Here is a 22,616-nt window from a genome sequence, read left to right as displayed (position 1 = left end):
GTGGCTTGTACTGTTCTCACCATCTTTGATTGACCTGTTAAGAGGGGATTGCCTGTGAAACCGCTATTTACCCGCGGTCCCTCTGCCGAATACCGCCTGGGCTTTCTCATCATACTCGCGATCTCGCTGATCGTTTCCGATCATTACACCAATTGGTTTCAGCCTGTCAGAGAACGCTTGTCAGGAGTTATTGCTCCACTGTACTGGGTTACAGGAGCCCCCGAGCGTGTGGGCGATTGGGCCGATGAGCAGTTTCGCTCGCGCGAAGAACTGCAAGAGGAAAATAGCCGCCTCAAGCGCCAGGTTTTACTGCTGGAACAGCGCAGCCAACTATTGGCGGCCGTAAAAGCGGAAAACACTCAGCTCAAAGAACTGATGAACTCAGCAGAAATGGTCGATGACCGAGTACTGGTGGCTCAGGTAATTGGTGTTACCCCGGACCCTTTGGAGCATGTGCTGCTGATTGACAAAGGCCGCGATGACGGCATTGATATCGGTACCCCGGTAATGGATGCCAGTGGATTGCTGGGGCAGGTGATTGAAGCTGGTGACTCCTACAGTCGTATCCTGCTGATAACTGATTCCAGTCATGCCATTCCCGTCCAGGTTCTACGCAACAGTATGCGCACCGTCGCCGAGGGTACAGGTGATCTGTACCGCTTGAAGTTACGCCATCTTGCTAATACCAGTGATATTCGCGAGGGGGATCTACTGCTCAGCTCCGGCTTGGGTAGCCGCTTTCCCGCAGGTTATCCGGTCGGGGAGGTCATTTCGGTACAGAGAGACCCGGGTAAACCTTTTGCGGAGGCTGAAGTGTTGCCGAGGGGACGGATGAATCGCAGCCGCTTTGTATTGGCGGTCATTGGCAGCGGAGGACATTCTGTTGCAAGCGAATAACCGCTGGTTTATCGCGGTCACTATTCTGCTGTCACTGCTTCTCTCGGTTATGCCCCTGCCACAGCAGTGGCTCTGGTTTCGGCCGGCATTTCCGGCTTTGCTGGTGATATTCTGGATTACCCGAATGCCCCAGACCTTTGGGGTGGGGTTCGCTTGGATGATCGGTATTGCCCAGGATTTGGCTACGGGGGCGAGCTTGGGAACCCATGCCCTGGCCCTATCGGTACTCGCCTATTTCAGCTTACTGACTTACCAGCGCACTCGGGCATTTAATCCGGCCCAGCAATTGTTGTGGGTATTTGTTCTGGTGGGCATTCATCAAGTGGTGGGTAACTGGGTGCACGGCCTTGAAGGTAAATCGGTACCCGGGCTGACGTTCCTTTGGCCCGCCCTGACTACAGCCCTGCTCTGGCCCTGGGTGACCCCGTGGCTCAGGGGGCTTTCCGGGCGTTTACACGTTCGTTGACCGTCTCGTCGGCACTGTAAATCAGTGTAAAAAATCGATCATTTTTCGAACAGTGCCGCTATAATCAGCCGCTGACCCACAGGGAATATGTAATAGAGTGACAACAAGCGCTTCAGAAAATCGACTTCTTTTGGCCTCTGGTTCGCCGCGCCGCGCCGAACTGTTGGCCCAGATTGGGGTGCCTTTCTCCCAATTGTCCCCCGCTGTTGTAGAACAGCGCCAACCTGCTGAAAGCCCTCTTGAGTACATAGAACGCTTGGCCCACGACAAGGCTGTCGCCGGGTTTCAAGTCGCTGACAGCCCGCAGGGACTCTGGTCTTTGGGAGCGGATACGGTGGTTATGGCAGGTGAGAGGCTGCTGGAAAAACCCCAAGATTTTGCTGACTTTGAGTCCATGATGCTGGCGTTATCGGGAGGAGAGCACTCTGTTTTCACGGCAGTGTGCTTGCGTTCACAGGATCGACAGTTTAGCCGAGTAGTTGAAACTCGAGTCAGGTTCCGCCACTTGTCCAAAGTTCAAATAGCGGATTACTGGAGTACCGGAGAGCCTGTCGATAAAGCTGGCGGTTACGGTATTCAGGGTTTTGGTGCCGCCTTAGTAGAAGCTTTTAGTGGCAGTTACAGCAATGTTGTAGGGCTCCCATTGGAAGCTGTAGTCCCCATGCTGGATCATGCGGGCATTCCCTATTGGCAGGAGGGCCAATCTTGAGCGAAGAGCTGTTAATTAATGTTGCGCCGACTGAGACCCGGGTTGCGCTGGTAGAAAATGGTGTGCTCCAGGAGGTCTACCTGGAGCGGAGTGCGCGGCGAGGGATTGTAGGAAATATCTATAAGGGAAAGGTGATTCGCGTACTGCCCGGAATGCAGGCCGCTTTTGTCGATATAGGCCTCGAGCGCGCGGGCTTTATCCATGCCTCGGATATCGCGCCTCTCGACGAAGAAGGTATGGAGGCGCGGGATGCCGAGGTGGCGGATATCCGCGCGCTAGTCAGAGAGGGGCAGTCACTGATCGTGCAAGTAGTGAAGGACCCTATCAGCAGTAAAGGTGCCCGGCTGACTACCCATCTGTCGGTTTCTGCACGTTACCTGGTGTATATGCCGCAGACGCGCCATATCGGTATCTCTAATCGAATTGAAGACGAGAACGAACGCGAGCGATTGCGCCAGTTGGTTGAAGCAGCTTCTCTACGCCTCGCGGAAGATGGTTTGTCGGCCGATGGGGGCTTTATTTTGCGTACCGTTGCCGAGGGAGTGAGTGAGGAAGAGCTGCTGAGAGATATCCCCTTTCTGTACAAATTATGGGGGGAGCTGGATGAGCGCATTAAGGAGCGTCCAGTGCCTTCGGTTATCTATGAGGACCTTCCACTATTTATGCGCGCATTGCGTGACCTTGCGCGCCCTTATACCGAAAAGATTCGTATAGACTCCCGAGAGGCCCACGGCCGTGCGGCAGAATTTGCCGGTAAATATGCGCCGGAAATTGCCGGTCGCCTGGAACACTATCCCGGTGAGCGCCCACTGTTTGACTTATACGGCGTTGAAGAGGAAATAAGAAGGGCACTACACAACAAAGTCACCTTGAAGTCTGGCGGCTACTTGATCGTAGAGCAGACAGAGGCGATGAGTACAATTGATGTCAATACGGGTGCTTTTGTTGGGCATCGAAACCTTGAAGAGACTATCTTCAAGACCAACCTGGAGGCCGCTACAGCGATTGCCCGCCAGCTGCGTTTGAGGAATCTGGGTGGGATTATCATTATTGATTTTATCGATATGAAAGACCCCGAGCACCAGCGACAAGTCTTGCGCACCCTGGAAAAGACCCTGGAGCGCGATCATGCCAAGTCCAGTATCACCGGGGTCTCCGAATTGGGGTTGGTGGAAATGACTCGCAAACGCACCCGTGAGTCACTGGGGCAGATTTTATGTGAGCCTTGCTCTGTTTGTAGTGGGAGGGGCACCTTAAAGAGTGCGGAGACAGTTTGCTTCGAGATTTTCCGCGAGATTATTCGAGAGGCGCGCTCTTACGATAGTGAAAAAATTATGGTACTGGCCAGTCAGGTGGTAATAGATCTTTTGCTGGATGAAGAGTCGGCTAATGTCGCCGATCTTGAAGAATTTATTGGTCGGCCGATTCAGTTCCAGGTAGAGCCCATTTACAACCAGGAGCAATATGACATTGTTCTTGTGTAATCCATTATTCACTCGCCAGCAAGCTAAGAGAGCTTATTGTCAGCGCTCGGTCCGTGCCTGTTTGGTGGTGAGGGTATAGCGATGGTTGTAATACGCTGGATTGCAAGAAAGTTCTGGTTACTGTCGGTAAGTTTGGTGATTGCACTGGCAATCATCGTGCAAACAGGCCGACTGCTGTCCCCGCAGGTAGAGAACTATCGCCCGCAGATTAGTCATTGGCTTAGTGAGCAGCTAGGCGTTCCTGTACAGATGGATCGTATTTCCCTGCGTTGGGAGGCCCTTGAAGTTGCATTGCAGCTGGATGGGTTGCGCCTGGGGGAGCACGGTGAGCTGAGAATGGGGCACGGCCTGTTCCAGCTGGATCTACTTTCCAGTCTCTGGAACCGGGAATTGGTCTGGAAAGACCTGCAAATGAATCAGTTTTCGGCCGGGCTCAACCGCGATGAAAATGGCCTCTGGTATCTGCAGGGGTTTCCCGATGCCCCGCTTAAGCTTGAAGGCAGCACTGCACCCAATCCCGAAGCGGCAGATCCGGCCCGCCTATTCCAGTTGAGCCCCAAAATCCAAATCAGTGATGCAGCGATCACTGTGCGCCTTCCCGATGAGCAGCTGGCAGAAATCAATTTGCCTGAAATCCAGCTGGAAAATAGCGGAGATTTTCACCGACTGACTGCACGGGCTTTTATTTCCCGTGAAGGGGAGAGCAGCCAGGTTGATGAAGAGACCCTACGGGTTGTGTTAGAGGGGCGGGGCAATCCCAAAGATAAAGAGCACTTCTCACTGCGCGGCTATATGCAGCTTAATGAGTTGCTACTGGATGAAGACATTGTCAGCTTGCTTCACGAACTCACCCCGTTACCTGACCGGTTTCACTGGCAGGGGAAGAAGTGGGCAGACGGCCGCTTGTGGTTGCATAGTGATGCCGTAAGTGGGTATCGCATAGTGGGCCAGGTGGACTTGGCCCAAGTAGAAAGCCTGACCGATATGCAAAGGGCAGGAGATGATATAGAAGAGCATACACTGGCTCCGTTGCGCGCTTTTTCTGGCAACTTGTCGGGCCGCTGGTTGCCGGGAGAGCATTGGCGATTAGCGCTGCAGGATATTGAAATCGATTGGCAGGGCTTGAAAATGCCATCGCTGAACCTGCAGGTTAACAGTGACCAAGAGGGTATAGCCCTGATGGCCGATCTGGTCGATCTCGCTGGTTGGAGCAGTATCTTAAATCGCTTGTCGTTACTAGAAGGAGCTGCAGATGAATGGTTGCGTGCACTAAAACCCCAAGGTCAGTTGCGCAGCCTGCGTCTGCGAGCTGGCGCAGATCGGCAGTTAGAGATCAGCGCAAACTTGGAAGATATTGCGGTCGAGGCGTTTCGAGGAGCCCCGGCAATTACCCAGTTGAGTGGATATCTACAGGTTGAGGGCGCCAGTGGCCGGGTTGAACTCGACGGTACCCCCCTCGGAGCGCACTTTCCCAGTCTGTATAAGAATGCTTTTGGGTTCGAGCAAGCCAGCGGCACCATAGCCTGGGATGTCGATAAGGCGTTGAACGAAGTCTACGTATTGTCGGGCCCGCTGATGCTTGGCGGTGAACTTGGTCAGGTCGGTGGTCAGTTTATGCTGTCACTACCCTTCCACGCCCAAACACGACCTGTGGATCTGGTGCTTTCCCTATCGATAAAAGATGCGGGGGTTATTACCCAGGAAGAGCTGGTGCCATTTGTGGTTAGCGATGATTTGCGCAGCTGGTTGAAAACTGGCCTGGGTAAGAACAATCAAGGGCGCGTTGAGAGTGCGGCCTTTATCTATCGCGGTAGCAGTTATAGCAAAGAGGGTAAAGAAGAATCCCTTAGAGCATTCGCGACTCACCAGAAGCGCAGAACGATTCAGCTGGCGCTCGACTTTTCAAATGCGAGCCTGGACTACGCCAGTGAGTGGCCTGAGGTCAGGGATGTGGATGGTCGCTTGTTGCTTGATGATGAAACTGTGCGAGTCAATGCTGATAAAGCCAAGCTCTGGAATATGGATGCTGGAAATATTCTGGTTGCGGTAACCCCTCAGAAGGGTGGAGGCTCACGCCTTGATGTACAAACTGAGGTGGTTGGACCCGCTGCTGATGGGTTGCGACTATTGCGTGAATCACCACTCAGGGATCACCTTGGAAGTGCCTTTGATGATTGGAGTCTGACAGGGAATTTGGATGGCGCTGTATCCTTAACTCTTCCCTTGGGACAGTCATCAGTAGTTCCCGAGCAACAGGTTGAAGTCAACTTGCAGCACGGTGACCTTCAGCTGAAAGGGCTCCGCCTCGATGCGACTGCGTTGAATGGTTTGGTGAAATACGATAGTGCGACAGGCCTTGAAGGAACCCAACTGAACGGCAAATTGTGGGGCCGCCCGCTGACTGCTCGTATCCAACATATTGGTGAGGGGGATGCACGGAATACCCAGGTGGTTATCGACGGCAATGCATTGGTTGAGTCGGTACACGCTTGGAGTTCGCGGCCAGAACTGCAGTGGCTGGAAGGAGAAATGGATTATCAAGCCTTGGTGACCATTCCTGCAAAATCAGCGAAAACCCCTTACGCCGCAGTATTTGAGCTCACTTCCAACCTGGCCGGTGTGGCTGTAAACCTGCCTGACCCACTTGGTAAGACGGCGGAAACAGAAACTAATTTTGTATTGCGAGTGCCGATTGGAGAGCAGGGCAGCTTGTTCCACTTGGACTATGGAGAACATTTACAGGGTCAATTCTGGCTGATTGATGGAGAGTTAGATCGGGCTGCAATCGCCTTGAATGCTGAGGCAAATTTGCCCTCCAAACGGGAGTTGACGGTCACTGGGGATATTTCCACTGTTGACTTGTCTCGCTGGCAGTCTCTGTTGGATATTTATCAGTTGCCTGAACCAGCGAAGCCAAGCGCTGCCAGTTCTGTTGCAAGTACCACAGAAAACCCAGGAGAGGCTGAGGATAGTGCCAATGAGCCACTTCCGATGCGCCTGGATCTCAGTACAGACCTGCTTCGGTTGGGCTCTGCAGAAATTGAGCATATACATGTTACCGGTGAGGGAGTGGGGACAGATTGGAAGCTCAAATTTGACAGTGAAATGATTGCAGGAAATCTAACAGGCTTATTGGATGGCAGTGCACCGTTACGCCTCAAGCTGGCTCATTTGCGTCTGCCTCAGCCAGAGAAACCGGCGGAAGTCAGTGATGAAGCTTTTCCCTTAGACCCCTTTGCGGAGGAGGTAGTAGCGGATCCTTTGGCGCAGTTTGATTTTACTAGTTTGCCACAAATCGATTTTAGTACTGATAACCTTCAAATAGGTGAAGAGGCCTTGGGTCCCTGGTCATTTAAGTTGAGGACAGCTGCGGATCGTTTGGTGGTGAGTGATATCCACGGCACGGTGAGAGGGTTCCGCATCGAGGGGCAGGGCAAACACAGTGGTGAGCTAGGTGCAGAATTAGTGTGGATGAGGGATGCCGAGGGGCAGCAGTCATCACAATTTATCGGCCGATTGGTGGCTGATGATCTTGCAGATATCCAGCGCAAGATGGGCCATGAGCCATTGATTGAGAGTAAGTCGGCGATCTTTGAAACTGCTTTGAAGTGGGAGGGGGCTCCGACTCAGGTGAAAGGAAGCCTTCTCTCCGGAGAGCTTAAGGTTGATATTCGCGATGGCCGATTCCTGCGATCAACCGGTGCGACAGGCTCTACCGTGTTGCGTCTATTGTCACTGTTTAATTTTGATACCTGGGCGCGACGCTTGCGTCTTGATTTCACCGACCTTTACAAGAGTGGTATGGCTTTTGATAGGGTGCGTGGTGAAGTGGTCTTTGAAGGAGATGGTCAGCTTTTAATCGCTGTACCCATCCAGGTAGAGGGACCCACCAGTGAACTGCAGATGGCGGGGCGGGTTAATTTAGTCCGCGAAGATCTGGATTTAACGTTGGTGGCTACTTTGCCAGTTGGGAATAACCTGGCTTTGGTTGCAGCCCTAGCCGGTGGTTTGCCTGCAGCTGCGGGTGTCTACCTGATCAGTAAGGCATTTAAAAAGCAGGTTAAAAAGGTCGCTAGTGTCAGTTACCGAATTAGTGGCGGTTGGTCAGACCCGCAAATGCGATTTGAGAAATTGTTTGATGGAGATGGCGCCAAACGTGAGGGCGCGGTTCTGGACCATGAGGGGAACAAGACACAAGTTGGGGTCGGCTCTGAAGAGAAGTCCCCACCTGCAGCTTGAGTTTTAAAATCCAGAGGCAGTGTGCAATAGCCATCTAATCTTAGTGATGATCCCCTGTAAAAGGAGCACTGTAGATGGCGTTGCATTCATTATTGCCCCTCCTTCTTTTTACAGCTGTCACCCTTTCGGCATGTTCTGAGGCAGATGACCACCAGCGCGACCAGAATATGACGGTCGCTCAAGCTGAAAAGCATATTGCAGAGGGGACTGATCTCGATCAGATCCCTAAGTCTGTCTGGAAGCAGATCCTGCCAGAGGATCGCTATAAGGTTCTCTGGAAAAAAGGTACCGAGCCCGCTTTTAGTGGCAAGCTTCTGAATAACAAAGAGAAAGGTGTTTATGTCACTGCGGGTTGCCGTTTACCGGTTTTCAGCTCTGAGCAGAAGTTTGAATCGGGTACTGGTTGGCCCAGCTTTTGGGATGTTGCCTACCCACAAAATATTGTCTTAAAGGACGATTACAGCTGGGGCTTGAAGCGGACTGAGGTGTTATCAAAGTGCGGGGAACACTTGGGGCATGTTTTTAAAGATGGCCCGGAGCCCACTGGTTTGCGCTACTGTCTAAATTCTCTCGCCCTGGACTTTGTGCCGGCTTCTGGGGATAAGAAAGCGCAATAACTTCTGGTGTCTAGATTGCGGGCGCTGCCAGCAAGTTCACTCTGGAGCGCCCGGAGCCCTTATTCCGCTTCCTGGATAAAGAAGTCGCGAAGATAGCGGAATAATTTTCGTTGATTTGTTGGTGGCTTATTGTTTTTGATTTCTCGATGGGAATCCCTAATCAGTTGGCGCAGCTGTTGGTGGTCGACACCGGGATATTGGTCAAAAAACTCACCCTGGGCACTATTGCCTTCCTCCAGTAGTCGTTTGCGCCAGTCTTCAGCCATTTTATCGAAACGCAGGTGTTGTTGGTCTCGCTCTTTAAAGCGGCTCAGCACAGCTTCTATCGCCTCTTGGTCGGCACTGCGCATCAACTTGCCGATGTACTGCATCTGGCGCCGGCGGGCTTCATTGGATTTGATCCGATGTAGCGTAGCAATAGCCTCCTGCAAGTCCTCATCTATGGGGACTTCAGCCAGTTGGGCCTTGGAGAGCTCGGTTAGTTGTTTGCCGAGATCCTGCAGCTCGTGCATTTCTTTTTTGACCTGAGTTTTACTTTTCGGCAGGTCGTCATCGTAGTCGTCGTATTCGTACATCTTTGATTCGCTTTCGGTAAATAAGGGGGCTTGGTTCAGAGGTGGTTTAGCTAAAGTACCAAGTGGCCAAGCCCAGAAAAGACATAAAGCCTACTACATCGGTGACTGTAGTAAGGGCTACCCCGCCGGCCAGTGCTGGGTCTATATTCATGGCACGCAATGCTACTGGTAATATCGCTCCGGCGAGTGCGGCGGTTAATAGGTTGATTATCATGGCGGCAAGGATAATTACCGCAATCCATATATCGCCAAACCACATGGCGGTTATCAAGCCCATCACAAGCGCCCACAAAAGAGCATTGAGTGCCGCCGAACCCAGCTCACGGGAAAGTAGCCAGCTTAAATTACTGCGTCCTATCTGGCCTAAGGCCATACCGCGAATGACCACTGTCAGCGTTTGGCTACCGGCCACGCCCCCCATGCTGGCGACGATGGGCATTAGGACTGCTAGGGCTACCACCTTGTCCAGGGTATTTTGGAACAAACTGATCACCCAGGAGGCAAGCAGAGCTGTGAGCAGATTAATACCCAGCCAAACGGCCCGGCGCCGAGCAGTGCGCCCTACTGGGGCAAAGGTGTCTTCCTCCTCATCGAGGCCGGCAAGGCTCATCAGGGAGTGATCTGCATCCTCTCGGATAACATCTACTACATCGTCAATAGTGATTCGCCCCAGCAGGCGGTTATCTTCATCGACTACCGGTGCGGTAATCCAGTCATATTTCTCAAATAAGCGCGCGACTTCTGTGTCGGGCATATCTGCGGGTATTGGTTCCACATCGGTATTGACCACTTCGCGAACTGTCACCGATGGGTCTGTGGTGAGAAGTTTGGATAGTGGCAAGAGACCGATATATTGGCCCCTCCGGTTAATCACAAAAAGGCTGTCGGTAGATTCCGGTAGTTGTTCATGGCGCCTAAGGTAGCGAAGTACCACATCGAGAGTCAGGTTGGGGCGGACAGAGATGGTGTCCGTATCCATTAAACCGCCGGCCGTGTTCTCATCATAAGCGAGAACACTTTCAACCCGGAGGCGGTCGGTTTCCGTCATTGATGAGAGCACTTCGGCAACAACTCGCTCCGGCAGCTGCTGAAGTATATCGGCGATATCGTCGGCATCCAGGCCTTCCATCACCTCCACCATCTCCTCGGTATCCATAGTCGCGAGGATCTGGCTGCGCACATCGTCGGTGAGTTCCTGCAGGACCTCACCCTCTATTTCCCTGTCCACCAAATTCCAAAGTACCTGGCGGATACGGGGTGGAGAGCTCTCCAGCAATTGCGCAACACTCTGGGGAGTCAGGGTCTTGAGCATGCGCCGGACTTCTTGTCCCGTACCGCTATCCAGCGCGGCATACAGCTCACCCAGCTGATTCTGTGCGCGGAATTTGATTTCGGCTTGGGGAGAGCTGGGCACAACAAGTCCTTACTGCTAGTGGTGGATTTGGGAGGCGATGTAAAAGCTTAGCGATTTAATGTTAAGAGTGAGCTTTTCGTGGCAATAGTATACTGGCCTCTATTCAGCTTCGCCGAATCGATCGGAGATCAGTGTGCTGATAGCTTCCAGGGCGGCATTTTCATCTGTCCCCTCTATTTCCAGTTCCAGCTCCGTGCCTTTGCCTGCAGCTAGCAACATTAGGGCCATCACGCTTTTTCCATCTACGGCTTTACCCTGGCAATGCACTTTAATATTGGAGCAGAATTTGGAGGAAGTCTGCGCGAACTTGCTTGCAGCGCGGGCGTGCAAGCCGAGTTTATTGATGATGGTCAGTTGGTGTTTCTGCATTGCGCTGCTCGACAAAAATCTATTTTTGTTGCTCCCTGTGGCGTATCTGGACGTTATCAAACTCTTTGGAAAATTTCTTTACCAGCTGTTCAACCATATAAACTGATCGATGTCGGCCCCCAGTGCAGCCGATAGAGACACAGGTGTAGCTGCGATTACTTTTCTGGTAGGAGGGCAGCCAGTTTTCCAAAAAGTTGGTGATGTCACTCTCCATCTTTGCGGTCTCTGGGTGAGAGCGCAAGAATTCAGCGACCTCGATATCCTTACCGGTTTTTTCTCTTAGAGCTGGTTCCCAGTAGGGATTGGGTAGACAGCGCAAGTCAAAAATCAAGTCTGAATCCACAGGTACCCCATACTTGAACCCGAAGGACTGGAAAAGAATCGCCATGCTGTTTGATTGTTCACCAACAACACGATTTTTAATAAGTTCGCGCAGTTGGTGCAAACTCAAGGTGCTGGTATCAATAACCATATCCGCGATGGTTGAGATAGGGGTGAGCAGCTCTTTTTCCTGGTTGAGAGCTTCTAGCAAATGGGTGCAATCATTGCTGAGAGGGTGTTTCCGTCTGGTCTCACTGAATCGCTGTACTAAAACCGGTTCGCGGGCATCGAGATAGATAACATCACATTGAACCCCTGCCTCGCGCAAGGACTCAATAACACTGGGAGCCTGTCTAATGTCTTGCCAGAGATTGCGGGCATCGACACCCAGGGCCAGAGGTGTGTTTTCTTTTGGCGGTTGTGCCTTGACCCTCTTAACCAGCTCCGGGAGCAGGCTGGTGGGAAGGTTGTCGATACAATTGAAGCCGACATCTTCCAGTAATTGCAGTGCAGAACTTTTTCCGGAGCCGGAGCGTCCACTAATTATCACCAAGCGCATGGAGAGCCCTTTTCTTTGATCAAGTTTTTATTATTTCGCTTGTTGCACTACCTGAACAATGAGGCGAATGTCAGCTCTGAGACTCAGTTACTAACAAAACCTCCTCTAGGCGGCTGCGGTACTATCAATAGCGAGGGCATATAGCTCATCACTACTTTGTGCTTGCCTTAGCTTATCTCTAACCAGGCTGTTGGAAAACAGAGCGGCGATTTCGGCTAGTGTATCCAGATGTTCCTGTTCAGCATCTTCGGGGACCAGAAGAGTAAATAGCAAATCGACAGGCTGACGGTCGGCAGAGTCAAAATCAATGGCGGGCTGGGTGGTACAGAGAACCCCAATGGGGCTATCACAGCCGGGCAGCCTGCAATGGGGAATGGCAACTCCATCGCCGATACCGGTGGAACCAAGGCGCTCACGGGCGATCAGTTGATTAAAAACTGTATCGGAGTCGTGTTGAGGATATTGTTCGGCGATGGCCTGGGCAATATTGAGCAGTAGCTTTTTTTTGCTGCTCCCCGCCAGATGGCAAAGGCTAAGGCGGGGAGAGAGTAATGCTTCCAGTGTCATAGTTCAGCGATGGTTCTGCAACTTCTCTTTGTGTTTTTTCAGTTGGCGGTCCAGCTTATCGGTGAGCGCATCAATTGCCGCGTACATATCTCTGTCTTCGGATCCAGCACAGAGGTCGTGACCGTTTATATGTACCGTCGCCTCAGCCTTTTGGATCAGTTTTTCGACAGATAAAATTACTTGCGCGTTGGTGATGTTGTCGTAATGTCTGGACAGCTTCTCCATTTTGCTTTCGCAGTAGCTGCGCATAGGTGAGGTAACGTCGACGTGGTGGCCACTAATATTGATCTGCATGGATTTCTCCTTAAAGGTGCATCACAAGCCGGCGCTCACCCCCTATCGGGTCGCAACCCTACTAGGAAGTGGGCCAGAATGGAAGGATACACTCAAATTTTGGATTTTGGTTGCAGGTTGGGGGCGGAAGGCGCCAGTGGCGCATGACTGGAGGTGGGTTAGGGGTCAGGTTAATTGGCTGTGTTTGGGTTGTGGTTTAAATGAGCCTCTTTCTCTCACTTGAGGAGGGGATGCCCATAGATTCACGGTATTTCGCTACCGTTCGGCGCGCAACCTTGATGCCTTGCTTGTCCAGCTCCTGAGTGATCTTGTTATCTGATAGCGGCTTTCGAGGTACTTCCGTATCAATCAGCTTGCGAATCAGGGCTCGAATGGCGGTGGATGAAGCATCCTCACCGGAATCTGTACTGACGTGGCTTGAGAAGAAATATTTGAGTTCGAAAACTCCCCGTGGAGTCAGCATATATTTTTGAGTGGTCACTCGGGATATGGTGGATTCATGCATGCCAATGGTTTCAGCAATATCTGCCAGAACCATTGGTCGCATTGCCTCTGGGCCTTCTTCAAAAAAGCCTTGCTGCTTATCCACAATGGACGTAGCGACCTTTAGCAGGGTGTCGTGGCGGCTCTGCAGGCTCTTCAAGAACCAACGGGCCTCCTGCAAGTGATCCCGCATGAAATTGTTTTCTCGGGAGTTGTCTGCCCGTTTTACCAGGGAGGCGTAGTGGCCATTAATCCGGATCTTGGGAGTGATTTCTGGATTGAGTTCGACCAGCCAGCGGTGATCCTTGCGGGACACAATAATATCGGGAATGACATATGCGGGCTGTTCCCCGCTGAACTCCTCACCTGGATTGGGGGTTAGTGTCTGGATAAGGCGGATTACTTCGCCGAGCTGGGCTTCGTTGAGACGTGTGCGTCGGGTGAGTTGCCTGAAATCCCTTTTTCCAAGTAATTCCAAGTGGCGCTCAATGATGGTCTGCGCTTCGTTTAGCCACGGAGTTTCCGCTGGTAGCTGCTTGAGCTGGAGTTGAAGGCACTCTTGGAGGCTTCTGGCCCCACAGCCAGCTGGTTCGAATTGTTGCACAGCTTTAAGGACTGCAACTACCTCATCTTCTTCGAGCTGAAGGGAGTTGGCCACATCATCAACGGTGGTGTTGAGGAGACCGTTTGGGTCGATGGCGTCAATAAGGTGCTCGCCGATCCATTTATCGTGACTGGAAAGTGCTGTCAGGTTTAATTGCCAGCGCAAGTGGTCTTGAAGTGTGTCGGTGGAAGAATTGCGCTCAAAATTGGGGTCGTCGCCCTCGGCGGGACCACTATAGCTGCTGTAAATGTCGTCCCAGTGAGAATCAACCGGCAGCTCTGTTGGAATATCCTGGTTCCATTCAGAATCACCAAGCTCTTTTTCCTCAGCGGCTGTGTGGGTTAAACCCTCCCCTGCAGCGGCTGGCGGCTCTTGTTGTGCGTTGCTCTCAGTATCGGCAGTTACTTGTTGAGCCAGATCTTCACCCTCAGCTTCCAGCATTGGATTGTTGTCGAGGGCTGCCTGGACTTCTTGCTGTAAATCTAGTGTGGAGAGCTGCAGGAGGCGTATTGCCTGCTGCAACTGGGGGGTCATGGTTAGCTGTGCGCCGAGCTTGAGCTGGAGAGACTGCTTCATAATTTAAAGTTGCAGGCCAGTGCGACAAAGGGTTCGTCAAAATTAACCCGAGATGGCGCAGACTACCTTGGCCCTCAAACTATTACAAGCAATAAGCGTGCCGACTATTGCCTGCCAGAAGGTCAATTTCTATGTGGGGTATGATATGTTTTTCGAGATTTTGCCTATTTTGTTACACTTGTCATCATTTGCCATTAAATCGTGAATTCATGTCCCAAATAGACTTCGCGTACCTGTTGGTTAGCGAGAACATCATCGGGTGTGCCTGAGGCAATAATATGCCCCTCGCTGACGATATAAGCAGTTTCACAGATATCCAGGGTTTCTCTCACGTTATGATCTGTGATCAAAACGCCGATATCCCTGTCCCGCAAGTGGCGAATAATGTGTTTGATGTCGTTCACTGAAATAGGGTCTACACCAGCAAAGGGTTCATCGAGCAAGACAAAGCTTGGGTCTGTAGCCAGGGCTCGTGCAATCTCCACCCTGCGCCGCTCTCCGCCGGATAGGGCCATTCCTAGGCTGTTTTCAATGTGTGTGATATTGAACTCTTCGAGCAACTCCTGGGCCTGCTCTTCGCGCTTTGCACGATTGAGTCCTTTTCGGGTTTCGAGGATTGCGAGAATATTGTCACGCACTGACAGGCGTCGAAAAACAGAGGCTTCCTGGGGCAGGTAACCGATTCCCTTGCGGGCGCGCCCGTGCATTGATAGGCGGGTAATATCTTCGTTGTCGATTAGGACTTGCCCGGCATCGGCCTGCACCAGCCCTGCGATCATATAGAAGCAGGTGGTTTTCCCGGCTCCATTGGGGCCAAGTAAGCCAACGACCTGCCCACTTGAGACGCTGACAGAGACATCTTGGACAACTTTTCTTTTTTTATATTGTTTGGCGAGGTGTAACGCTTGTAGCGTTGGCATAATGAGTCCTGAAATCTAACCGCGGCCGAGAGGGGTAGCGGATTACATCATTGTAAGTAGCGCTGTTTTGCAGGCACTGAAATTTGGATGAATTACTGGTCTGTGTCGGTATTAGCTTCAGCAGGCTCGCTGGTTTCGGTGCTCTCAGGTTTCCAGATCATCTCAACTCTGCCTTGGCCAGGCTGACTGCGAGCGCTCATTTGCTCAGTTGCGAGATCGTAGTCGATTTTCTCCGCAGTTAGGGTGTTGCCATCGCGATCGATATAAGCTTGCCCTGTGAGCTGCAGTTCTTCAGAGCTGATGACATACTCGATGCGCTCAGCACGGGCTTTTACAGGCTCTTCGCTCTCCAATATCTTTTGTTGGAAGTGCGCGGGGCGGCCCACAGCAATCACCCGGCTGATTTCATCGCTGGCCGTGAAGTACACTTCCACGCGATCTGCCTTGATTTGGAGGGAGCCCTGTGTGATGACCACGTTGTCACTATATACCACTAAGTTATTGGCGCGGTCGGCTGACATAGATTCCGAGCCCACAGAGATTCTCTGGGTTCTGTCGTCGGGTAAAGCCTGTGCTGCAGTGGCAATAGCTGCCAGCGCAATTGCAGTAACGGCCTTAAATATTGAGGGATAGCGGTTATTGGGTGTCATAGCTGCTCTTCACGTCGGATAGAATTTCCATCCGGTTTTCTTTCAGGTAGGCGCGCATGCCCTTCCCTTTGGTGTGGTTAGGGCCAGAGCTAATAGTAACAACTTTGTCGGTTTCGGCGAATTCCCTGTCAGGGAAGATCGTAATACGTGACGTCTTCAGTTGGATGCCATCAGGGGTGGGGAGTTCATCAATTTGAACTGCACCGCTGAGAACGATGCGTTCTCCGCGATTGAAAGCGATGCCTTGCCTGGACCTGGTGGCCCACTTGGGCTGGTCATCCGTATAGAACATCATGCGCGGTTTTTGAAGATTGGCTCTGTCACGGCGCTTGAATTGAAAGTAGGTGATTTGTTCTGCATCCACTCGATAAGCTAGGTTGCCTGCCTGGTCAAAATGGCGGGTTTCAGCCCCTTTGATAATAAGGTCCGCTGCCCGATTTTGTTGTTGAGGGGTTGGTCTTTTGCTTAAGAATTGCTCTGGAGGACTCTCAGAGAACCAGAGTCCGGCACTTATAAGTAGAATGACCAGTATGAGAGGCAACCACGAGCGCATCACTTTTCTCCGATATAGGGGGCGAGCGCCGCATCAAAGGTCCCTTGTGCAATCATAATGCGGTCGCAGACCTCGCGTACAGCACCCGCGCCGCCGCAGGCCTCTGTGATCCACAGGGCTCTCTCCCGTACGGGTGGGGCTGCATTAGGTGGTGCAATGGGGCACCCGATCTTGGTCATTACCAATAGATCGGGGTAATCATCCCCTATATAAGCGATATCTTCCAGACGGCATGACTCTTCAGAAAGTAATTCTTGTAGTGCGACAAACTTGTCCTCCCGGCCCTGAATCAATTTATTGATCCCCAGGTCGTGCGCACGGCGCTCTACAACATTACTGCGTCGGCCAGTAATGATTGCTACGCGCACCCCAGAGTTTTGTAGCATTTTAATGCCGTGCCCATCCAGAGTGTGAAAGGTTTTGAGTTCGTTACCGCTATTGTCAAAATAAAGCTTGCCGTCTGTCAGGACACCGTCCACATCCAGAACAAGCCAGCGGATATTTTTCAGGGAGTCATTTAATTTTTGTTCGGGTATCACCGGAGTAATCTCTCTTCGCCTTTAATTGTGAGGGCAAAACCTGCGTATTAATTGTCCAGTATTATCTCAGATAACTCCGGCGCGCAGAATATCGTGCATATGGAGTACGCCAACAGGGTGGTGGGCTTCATCTTCTACCACTAATGCAGTGATTTTATAGTCCTCCATAATCCTCAGGGATTCTGCAGCGAGGGTGTCAGTAGAAACCGTTTTAGGGCGGCGACTCATGACCTCTTCCATTAATGCTTTATCGAGTTCGATTTTTTGATCTATTACTCGGCGCAAGTCACCGTCGGTGAAGACGCCCAGTAATTCACCGTCGCTATTTACAATTGTTGTCATGCCGAACCCTTTGCTGGTCATCTCTAGCAGGGCTTTTGATAGCAGCGTCTCTGGAGTTACCTGGGGGAGTTCGTCGCCCGCATGCATCACATCCTCAACCTTTAGAAGAAGCCGGCGCCCGAGGGCACCGCCGGGGTGAGAGAAGGCAAAATCTTCGGCAGTAAAACCCCTGGCCTCGAGCAGGGCGACTGCGAGTGCATCTCCCATCACCAGAGTAACTGTTGTTGATGAGGTGGGGGCCAAGTTGAGGGGGCAGGCCTCTGTGGCTACCGATATATCCAAATTGACTTCCGCAGCTTGAGCCAGAGGGGAGTCGGTTTTTCCTGCCATGCTAATTAGTGGAATGCCCAGGCGTTTTAGCAGAGGCAGCAGGGTGAGGACTTCAGCGGATGAGCCAGAATTGGATATGGCTATGACAACATCATCCCGAGTGATCATGCCGAGATCACCGTGGCTCGCTTCGCCGGGGTGAACAAAAAAGCTCGGTGTGCCAGTGCTGGCAAGGGTAGCGGCGATCTTCCGGCCAATATGCCCAGATTTCCCCATGCCGGTAACAATTGTGCGGCCGCGACATTGCATGATCATTTCACAGGCTCGCTGGAATTCGCCATTAACTCTGTGTTCCAGTGCCGCCACCGCTTCAGTTTCCATGCGGACGGTGCGACGCCCAGCTTCCAAAATCAAATCCTGTGTCATCAACTGCCTCAATCGCTTACTAGTGCTCTAACAAGTTCTCGTAAAACTGTCTTATTATGCGACAGTTTCGATATTTACTTATGCGACAGCGTGGATAATTTTTGTCATATGAGTCCAGTATTTAAAGGTGACTCGACTTTTTGCTGTCGTGCTAATCTATATTAGCGGGCTGCTGGCGTCGGAAAAAGCCAGTGTGCATTTTAGATGTGTCAAATGACACGCTCGTACACCGCCACATTACCGGGTGCGGCCATGGTATAGTTTGCCGTCTCCGCTGTCAGCTATGTCACTCAATGGATGATCGACACACTCTCAGTTGGGCTGCGGGAAGGTTGATATGTGGTATTGCTATGGCACTAAATTCTGCCATATGCGTCCAAGGAATGATTTGCTAACTGGAGATAATTTGTGAACGCATCATTTTGGATTGGCCGGAACGGTTTGTCGCGGTGGGTTAGATTTGCGCTTTGTGTTGTTTTTGCTTCTGCGGTGGTGCCTGCAGCCAATGCGGCTCAAAATCCATATGTAATGATTAAAGGGGTTTCCGATGAGCTTTTGGGGGTAATTCGTACCAACGCTCAGTATGCAAATTCAGACCCGCAAAGGTACTACAGTGCTGTTGAAGGGGTGCTGACCCCGGTTGTTGATTTTGACTTTATCGCTCGCGGTGTAATGGGGCGCTATGCCAAGCAGGCGACTGCTGATCAGCGCTCTCGCTTTACGGATGCTTTTCGGCGCGATCTTGTAGCCACATTTGCTCGCGGCGTGGCAAATTTTGGCGACCTGGATGTAAAAGTGGTCAATCCCGGCACTACACCTCAGGGTAATCGTGTAAATGTGCTGCAAGAAGTTCGCAGTAAAGAGGGTATAACAAAAGTTTCGTATACCTTGGTGCGCAATCGTGCAGGCCAATGGAAGTTGATCAATGTGATTCTGAATGGGGTTAACCTGGGTAAGACTTTCCGCAGTCAGTTCTCGCAGTCAATGCAGACTTATGGGGACATCGACAAGGTGATTTCTAATTGGTCAGCGGCAGACGATGCTGCAAATAAAGTGAGTTGATCTGCGAACTTTGGAGTGCGTAGCTGCGCACTCCGCTTGATTCAAGTACACTTGCGTGCTGTTTTTAACTAATCGCAAGTCCCTCCTATGCAACCAGACGAAATCAAGGCCCTGATCGAAGGGCACATTCCCGACAGCACTGTTGAAGTGGCTTTTGAAGGTAGTCACCTGATGGTCACTGTAGTGAGCAGTTCCTTTGAGGGTCTGAGTCGTTTAAAAAAACAACAGCTTGTCTATGCCGCTCTTGGTGAAAAAATCGCCGATGGCACCTTGCATGCCGTGCAAATGCAGACTCTGACTCCAGAAGAAGCCAGTCGTTAACTCGCCATTGCCGCTGAGGTGTTGGCTATCTAGAAAGAAATTGAATGGATAAGTTGATAATAGAGGGCGGCAGCCCAATTTCCGGGACTCTGCGGATTTCTGGAGCTAAGAATTCAGCCTTGCCGATATTGGCTGCTGCTTTGTTGGCTGACGGGCCCGTGCAAATCGATAATTTGCCGCATCTCAACGATATTACCACCATGATTACCCTGCTCCGGTGTATGGGGTGTGATGTCACTATTGATGAAAAACTGGGTGTTGAAATTGACCCTCGCTCAGTCAATGACCTGACAGCTCCCTATGAACTGGTTAAGACTATGCGGGCCTCAATCCTGGTTCTTGGGCCCCTGCTGGCTAGGCATGGAGTTGCTAATGTCTCCTTTCCCGGTGGTTGTGCAATTGGTAGTCGCCCAGTCGATATTCACCTAAAGGGCCTTGAGGCAATGGGGGCTGAGATAACCATCGATGGTGGTTTTATTCGAGCGCGCTCCAACGGTCGCCTTAAGGGAGCCAATATTGTCATGGAGAAGGTGACAGTTGGCGGCACTGAAAACCTGCTGATGGCAGCGGTACTGGCAGAGGGAACTACGACTTTGCACAATGCCGCTCGCGAGCCTGAAATCGTCGATTTGGCAGAGTTCCTTATTGCTATGGGGGCTCAGATTGAAGGGGTTGGCACTGACACCCTACGTGTTCACGGTGTACCTAAGCTTACTCCCTGCAAGTTCACTGTTATGCCGGACCGTATTGAAACCGGAACCTTCCTTGCGGCAGCTGCAGCGGCGAGGGGCAAAGTGCGCCTGCTCAATACTCGTGCCGATATCCTCGATGCGGTTATGGTTAAGTTCGAAGAGGCTGGAGCTCATATCAGTTGTGGTGATGATTGGATTGAGCTGGATATGAAAGGCAATCGCCCTAAAGCGGTGAGCTTCCGTACAGCGCCTTACCCAGCCTTCCCTACAGATATGCAGTCCCAGTTCACAGCAATGAATGCTGTAGCCGAAGGAAAGGGGACTGTAGTTGAGACAATCTTTGAAAACCGCTTAATCCAGGTTCATGAGCTGAATCGAATGGGAGCGGATATCACTCTGGAAGGCAATACGGCAATTGTTACCGGGGTGGAGAAGCTTAAGGGTGCTCCAGTAATGGCTTCAGACCTGCGCGCGTCAGCTAGCTTGGTAATTGCTGGTATGGTGGCAGAGGGCACTACTATGGTGGATCGAATTTACCATATTGACCGCGGCTACGAGTGTATTGAAGAAAAGCTCCGACAGCTGGGCGCGAATATTCGGCGTGTTCCCGGCTGATTGCTACGAAGTTAATCCCAAGAGCCAATGACGGACTGGCGTAAATCGAAATGACTGCACAAATTACAATCGCACTGACAAAAGGACGGATTCTTCAGGAGACCCTACCGCTTCTTAAGGCAGCAGGGTTGGAGCCTGCTGAAGACCTAACTAAAAGTCGAAAGTTGATATTTCCGACGAATCGCGAAGGGGTGCATCTCCTCCTCCTGAGGGGAGTGGATGTACCCACTTATGTGCAGCATGGAGCCGCAGATATTGGTGTGGCGGGGAAAGACACTCTACTCGAGCATAGTTCTGATGGTATATACGAGCCTCTCGATTTGGGCATTGCCCGCTGCCGCCTGATGACCGCTGGTGTTAAGGGGGGGCAACTGCCCAGTGGCCGAATTAAGGTCGCTACCAAGTTTGTACAGAGTGCCAAAAAGCACTATGCCTCGATTGGCCGTCAGGTTGACATTATTAAGTTGTATGGGGCTATGGAGCTTGCTCCGCTAATGAATTTGGCCGACGAGATTGTCGATATTGTAGATAGTGGCAATACGCTAAAGGCCAATGGTCTTGAAGCCCGAGAGACTATTGCGCAAATCAGCAGTCGATTGATCGTCAACAAGGCAGCCATGAAGATGAAATATGCGCCAATCAATAGTTTGATTGAGAAGTTGGCATCGGCTGTAGCACAAACCAAATAGATACCCGAAGCATTATGACGAGCAAAGTAATTCGTCGGCTAAATACGGTCGATAGAGATTTCGATGGCCAATTGAAGCAGCTATTGGCTTGGGAGGCAGTGGCAAATCAAGAGGTTGAAAGTATCGTTGCAGAAATATTGCAGCGTGTTCGCGCTCATGGTGATAAGGCTGTTATCGAGTTCACCAACCGCTTTGATCATCGGCACCTGGAAAGCGCGAAAGACTTTGCTTTGCCGGCTGCTGAGCTTACCGCGGCTCTAGACCGTATAAGTACCGAGGAGCGTGAGGCCCTGGAGGCAGCTGCTAATAGAGTGAGGCGTTACCACGAGTATCAAAGACAGGAGTCCTGGCGCTATACGGAGGCCGATGGGACTGTGCTGGGGCAGCAGATTACCCCAATGCAAAGTGTCGGCATTTATGTTCCTGGAGGTAAGGCGAGTTACCCTTCTTCCGTGCTTATGAATGCAATTCCTGCAAAAGTTGCTGGGGTTGATGCCGTAAATATGGTGGTGCCGGCTCCGAAAGGGGCGCTGAACGACCTGGTGTTGGCGGCAGCGGCAATAGCAGGGGTGGACCGGGTGTTTACGATTGGTGGTGCCCAGGCAGTAGCGGCACTAGCCTATGGTACTGAGTCTATTCCCGCGGTGGATAAAATTGTTGGTCCGGGGAATATCTTTGTGGCCAGTGCTAAGCGTGCTGTTTTTGGTCATGTTGCTATCGACATGATTGCGGGCCCTTCTGAAATTCTGGTTATTTGCGATGGGCAAACAGATCCTGACTGGATTGCCATGGATCTGTTGTCACAGGCTGAACACGATGAGCAGGCGCAGTCAATTCTATTGTGTCCTGACTCCAAATACTTAGATCGGGTTGAGAGTTCGCTGCAAAGGCTTTTGGCCGAGTTACCCCGAGCTGAAATCGCTTCCCGCTCCCTTGCTGATCGTGGGGCGTTGATCCAAGTGGAGTCTATACAGCAGGCGATAGAAATCTCTAATCAGATTGCACCGGAGCACCTGGAGGTTTCAGTAGATAATCCTGAGGCTTACCTTACTGAGATCCGGAATGCCGGAGCCATTTTCCTTGGGCGCTATACGGCAGAGGCATTGGGGGACTACTGTGCTGGCCCCAATCATGTCCTTCCTACTAGTGGCACTGCCCGTTTTTCCTCACCGCTGGGAGTTTACGATTTCCAGAAGCGCAGTTCGGTGATCTACTGTTCTGAAAAAGGTGCTGATACCTTGGGGCGTGTAGCGCATACTCTTGCGCTCGGTGAGGGGTTAGAAGCTCATGCCCGCTCTGCGGGTTTTCGGGTCAAGGGTTTCTGAGTAATACACTCTGGCAGATTCCTCTATGTAGGGTGTAT

The 22,616-nt window shown here is 51.6% G+C and carries 23 protein-coding genes; 11 read left to right on the top strand and 12 right to left on the bottom strand.

Annotated features, from left to right (window positions below; genetic code table 11):
* The first annotated feature begins 54 nt into the window (after positions 1 to 54).
* From mreC to msrB, 6 genes are all read left to right on the top strand, one after another.
* The gene (gene mreC / locus ACJJIM_RS15230; protein ID WP_413663056.1) at positions 55 to 897 is read left to right on the top strand and encodes a rod shape-determining protein MreC; all 843 of its coding nucleotides are present in this window, start codon (positions 55 to 57) and stop codon (positions 895 to 897) included.
* Positions 884 to 1,363 carry a rod shape-determining protein MreD gene (gene mreD / locus ACJJIM_RS15225; RefSeq protein ID WP_413663055.1) on the top strand — a complete coding sequence of 160 codons (480 nt, stop codon included), beginning with the start codon at positions 884 to 886 and terminating at the stop codon, positions 1,361 to 1,363. Before mreC ends, mreD begins: the two co-directional genes overlap by 14 nt.
* Positions 1,364 to 1,460: 97 nt before the next feature.
* On the top strand, positions 1,461 to 2,072 hold the full coding sequence (locus tag ACJJIM_RS15220; protein ID WP_444911388.1) for a Maf family protein: 612 nt from the start codon (positions 1,461 to 1,463) through the stop codon (positions 2,070 to 2,072).
* On the top strand, positions 2,069 to 3,556 hold the full coding sequence (rng, locus tag ACJJIM_RS15215; RefSeq protein WP_413663053.1) for a ribonuclease G: 1,488 nt from the start codon (positions 2,069 to 2,071) through the stop codon (positions 3,554 to 3,556). Before ACJJIM_RS15220 ends, rng begins: the two co-directional genes overlap by 4 nt.
* A 36-nt stretch (positions 3,557 to 3,592) precedes the next feature.
* Positions 3,593 to 7,795 carry a YhdP family protein gene (locus ACJJIM_RS15210; protein WP_444911387.1) on the top strand — a complete coding sequence of 1,401 codons (4,203 nt, stop codon included), beginning with the start codon at positions 3,593 to 3,595 and terminating at the stop codon, positions 7,793 to 7,795.
* A 74-nt stretch (positions 7,796 to 7,869) separates the two neighbouring features.
* Complete coding sequence (msrB, locus tag ACJJIM_RS15205) at positions 7,870 to 8,412, top strand: peptide-methionine (R)-S-oxide reductase MsrB (protein WP_413663051.1); 543 nt, start codon at positions 7,870 to 7,872, stop codon at positions 8,410 to 8,412.
* Between the two features lie 59 nt (positions 8,413 to 8,471).
* Here msrB and yjgA read toward each other — a convergent pair whose 3' ends face one another.
* The 12 genes from yjgA to ACJJIM_RS15145 form a co-directional block, all read right to left on the bottom strand.
* Entirely contained in the window at positions 8,472 to 8,987 is a 516-nt protein-coding gene (yjgA, locus tag ACJJIM_RS15200; protein WP_413663050.1) for a ribosome biogenesis factor YjgA, read from the bottom strand.
* A 46-nt stretch (positions 8,988 to 9,033) separates the two neighbouring features.
* Complete coding sequence (gene mgtE / locus ACJJIM_RS15195) at positions 9,034 to 10,401, bottom strand: magnesium transporter (protein WP_413663049.1); 1,368 nt, start codon at positions 10,399 to 10,401, stop codon at positions 9,034 to 9,036.
* Positions 10,402 to 10,500: 99 nt separating this feature from the next.
* Positions 10,501 to 10,770 carry an HPr family phosphocarrier protein gene (locus ACJJIM_RS15190; protein WP_413663048.1) on the bottom strand — a complete coding sequence of 90 codons (270 nt, stop codon included), beginning with the start codon at positions 10,768 to 10,770 and terminating at the stop codon, positions 10,501 to 10,503.
* 19 nt (positions 10,771 to 10,789) lie between these two features.
* Complete coding sequence (gene rapZ / locus ACJJIM_RS15185) at positions 10,790 to 11,650, bottom strand: RNase adapter RapZ (RefSeq protein ID WP_413663047.1); 861 nt, start codon at positions 11,648 to 11,650, stop codon at positions 10,790 to 10,792.
* A gap of 105 nt (positions 11,651 to 11,755) precedes the next feature.
* Positions 11,756 to 12,217: a PTS IIA-like nitrogen regulatory protein PtsN gene (gene ptsN, locus ACJJIM_RS15180; protein WP_413663046.1), complete on the bottom strand. Its 462-nt coding sequence runs from the start codon at positions 12,215 to 12,217 to the stop codon at positions 11,756 to 11,758.
* Between the two features lie 3 nt (positions 12,218 to 12,220).
* On the bottom strand, positions 12,221 to 12,511 hold the full coding sequence (gene hpf / locus ACJJIM_RS15175) for a ribosome hibernation-promoting factor, HPF/YfiA family (RefSeq protein ID WP_108734230.1): 291 nt from the start codon (positions 12,509 to 12,511) through the stop codon (positions 12,221 to 12,223).
* A 196-nt stretch (positions 12,512 to 12,707) separates the two neighbouring features.
* Entirely contained in the window at positions 12,708 to 14,174 is a 1,467-nt protein-coding gene (locus ACJJIM_RS15170) for an RNA polymerase factor sigma-54 (RefSeq protein ID WP_413663045.1), read from the bottom strand.
* Positions 14,175 to 14,368: 194 nt separating this feature from the next.
* Positions 14,369 to 15,094, bottom strand: coding sequence for an LPS export ABC transporter ATP-binding protein (gene lptB / locus ACJJIM_RS15165; RefSeq protein ID WP_413663044.1), 726 nt, complete (start codon positions 15,092 to 15,094; stop codon positions 14,369 to 14,371).
* Between the two features lie 92 nt (positions 15,095 to 15,186).
* A complete protein-coding gene (lptA, locus tag ACJJIM_RS15160; protein WP_413663043.1) occupies positions 15,187 to 15,744 on the bottom strand; it encodes a lipopolysaccharide transport periplasmic protein LptA in 558 nt (185 codons plus the stop codon).
* The gene (gene lptC / locus ACJJIM_RS15155; RefSeq protein WP_413663042.1) at positions 15,731 to 16,297 is read right to left on the bottom strand and encodes an LPS export ABC transporter periplasmic protein LptC; all 567 of its coding nucleotides are present in this window, start codon (positions 16,295 to 16,297) and stop codon (positions 15,731 to 15,733) included. The genes lptA and lptC overlap by 14 nt, the downstream gene beginning before the upstream one ends.
* Positions 16,297 to 16,836 (bottom strand): KdsC family phosphatase, encoded by a 540-nt coding sequence (locus tag ACJJIM_RS15150; protein ID WP_413663041.1) that lies wholly within the window; start codon positions 16,834 to 16,836, stop codon positions 16,297 to 16,299. Before ACJJIM_RS15150 ends, lptC begins: the two co-directional genes overlap by 1 nt.
* Before the next feature lie 66 nt (positions 16,837 to 16,902).
* Positions 16,903 to 17,874, bottom strand: coding sequence for a KpsF/GutQ family sugar-phosphate isomerase (locus ACJJIM_RS15145; RefSeq protein ID WP_413663040.1), 972 nt, complete (start codon positions 17,872 to 17,874; stop codon positions 16,903 to 16,905).
* Positions 17,875 to 18,282: 408 nt separating this feature from the next.
* On the opposite strand from ACJJIM_RS15145, the gene ACJJIM_RS15140 reads away from it, so the two are divergent.
* The 5 genes from ACJJIM_RS15140 to hisD all read left to right on the top strand — a co-directional run bounded on the left by ACJJIM_RS15140 (position 18,283) and on the right by hisD (position 22,578).
* On the top strand, positions 18,283 to 18,936 hold the full coding sequence (locus tag ACJJIM_RS15140; RefSeq protein ID WP_413663039.1) for an MlaC/ttg2D family ABC transporter substrate-binding protein: 654 nt from the start codon (positions 18,283 to 18,285) through the stop codon (positions 18,934 to 18,936).
* Positions 18,937 to 19,023: 87 nt separating this feature from the next.
* Positions 19,024 to 19,257 carry a BolA family protein gene (locus tag ACJJIM_RS15135; RefSeq protein WP_413663038.1) on the top strand — a complete coding sequence of 78 codons (234 nt, stop codon included), beginning with the start codon at positions 19,024 to 19,026 and terminating at the stop codon, positions 19,255 to 19,257.
* Between the two features lie 44 nt (positions 19,258 to 19,301).
* Positions 19,302 to 20,564, top strand: a complete 1,263-nt coding sequence (gene murA, locus ACJJIM_RS15130; RefSeq protein WP_413663037.1) for a UDP-N-acetylglucosamine 1-carboxyvinyltransferase — start codon at positions 19,302 to 19,304, stop codon at positions 20,562 to 20,564.
* Positions 20,565 to 20,614: 50 nt separating this feature from the next.
* Complete coding sequence (hisG, locus tag ACJJIM_RS15125) at positions 20,615 to 21,253, top strand: ATP phosphoribosyltransferase (RefSeq protein WP_413663036.1); 639 nt, start codon at positions 20,615 to 20,617, stop codon at positions 21,251 to 21,253.
* 14 nt (positions 21,254 to 21,267) lie between these two features.
* On the top strand, positions 21,268 to 22,578 hold the full coding sequence (gene hisD, locus ACJJIM_RS15120; RefSeq protein WP_413663035.1) for a histidinol dehydrogenase: 1,311 nt from the start codon (positions 21,268 to 21,270) through the stop codon (positions 22,576 to 22,578).
* Positions 22,579 to 22,616: the final 38 nt, after the last annotated feature.

The organism is Microbulbifer maximicatervae (SeqCode), from assembly GCF_052467615.1.
Note: the sequence above shows the minus strand (reverse complement) of the source record. Positions and strands in the feature narration are given on the sequence as shown.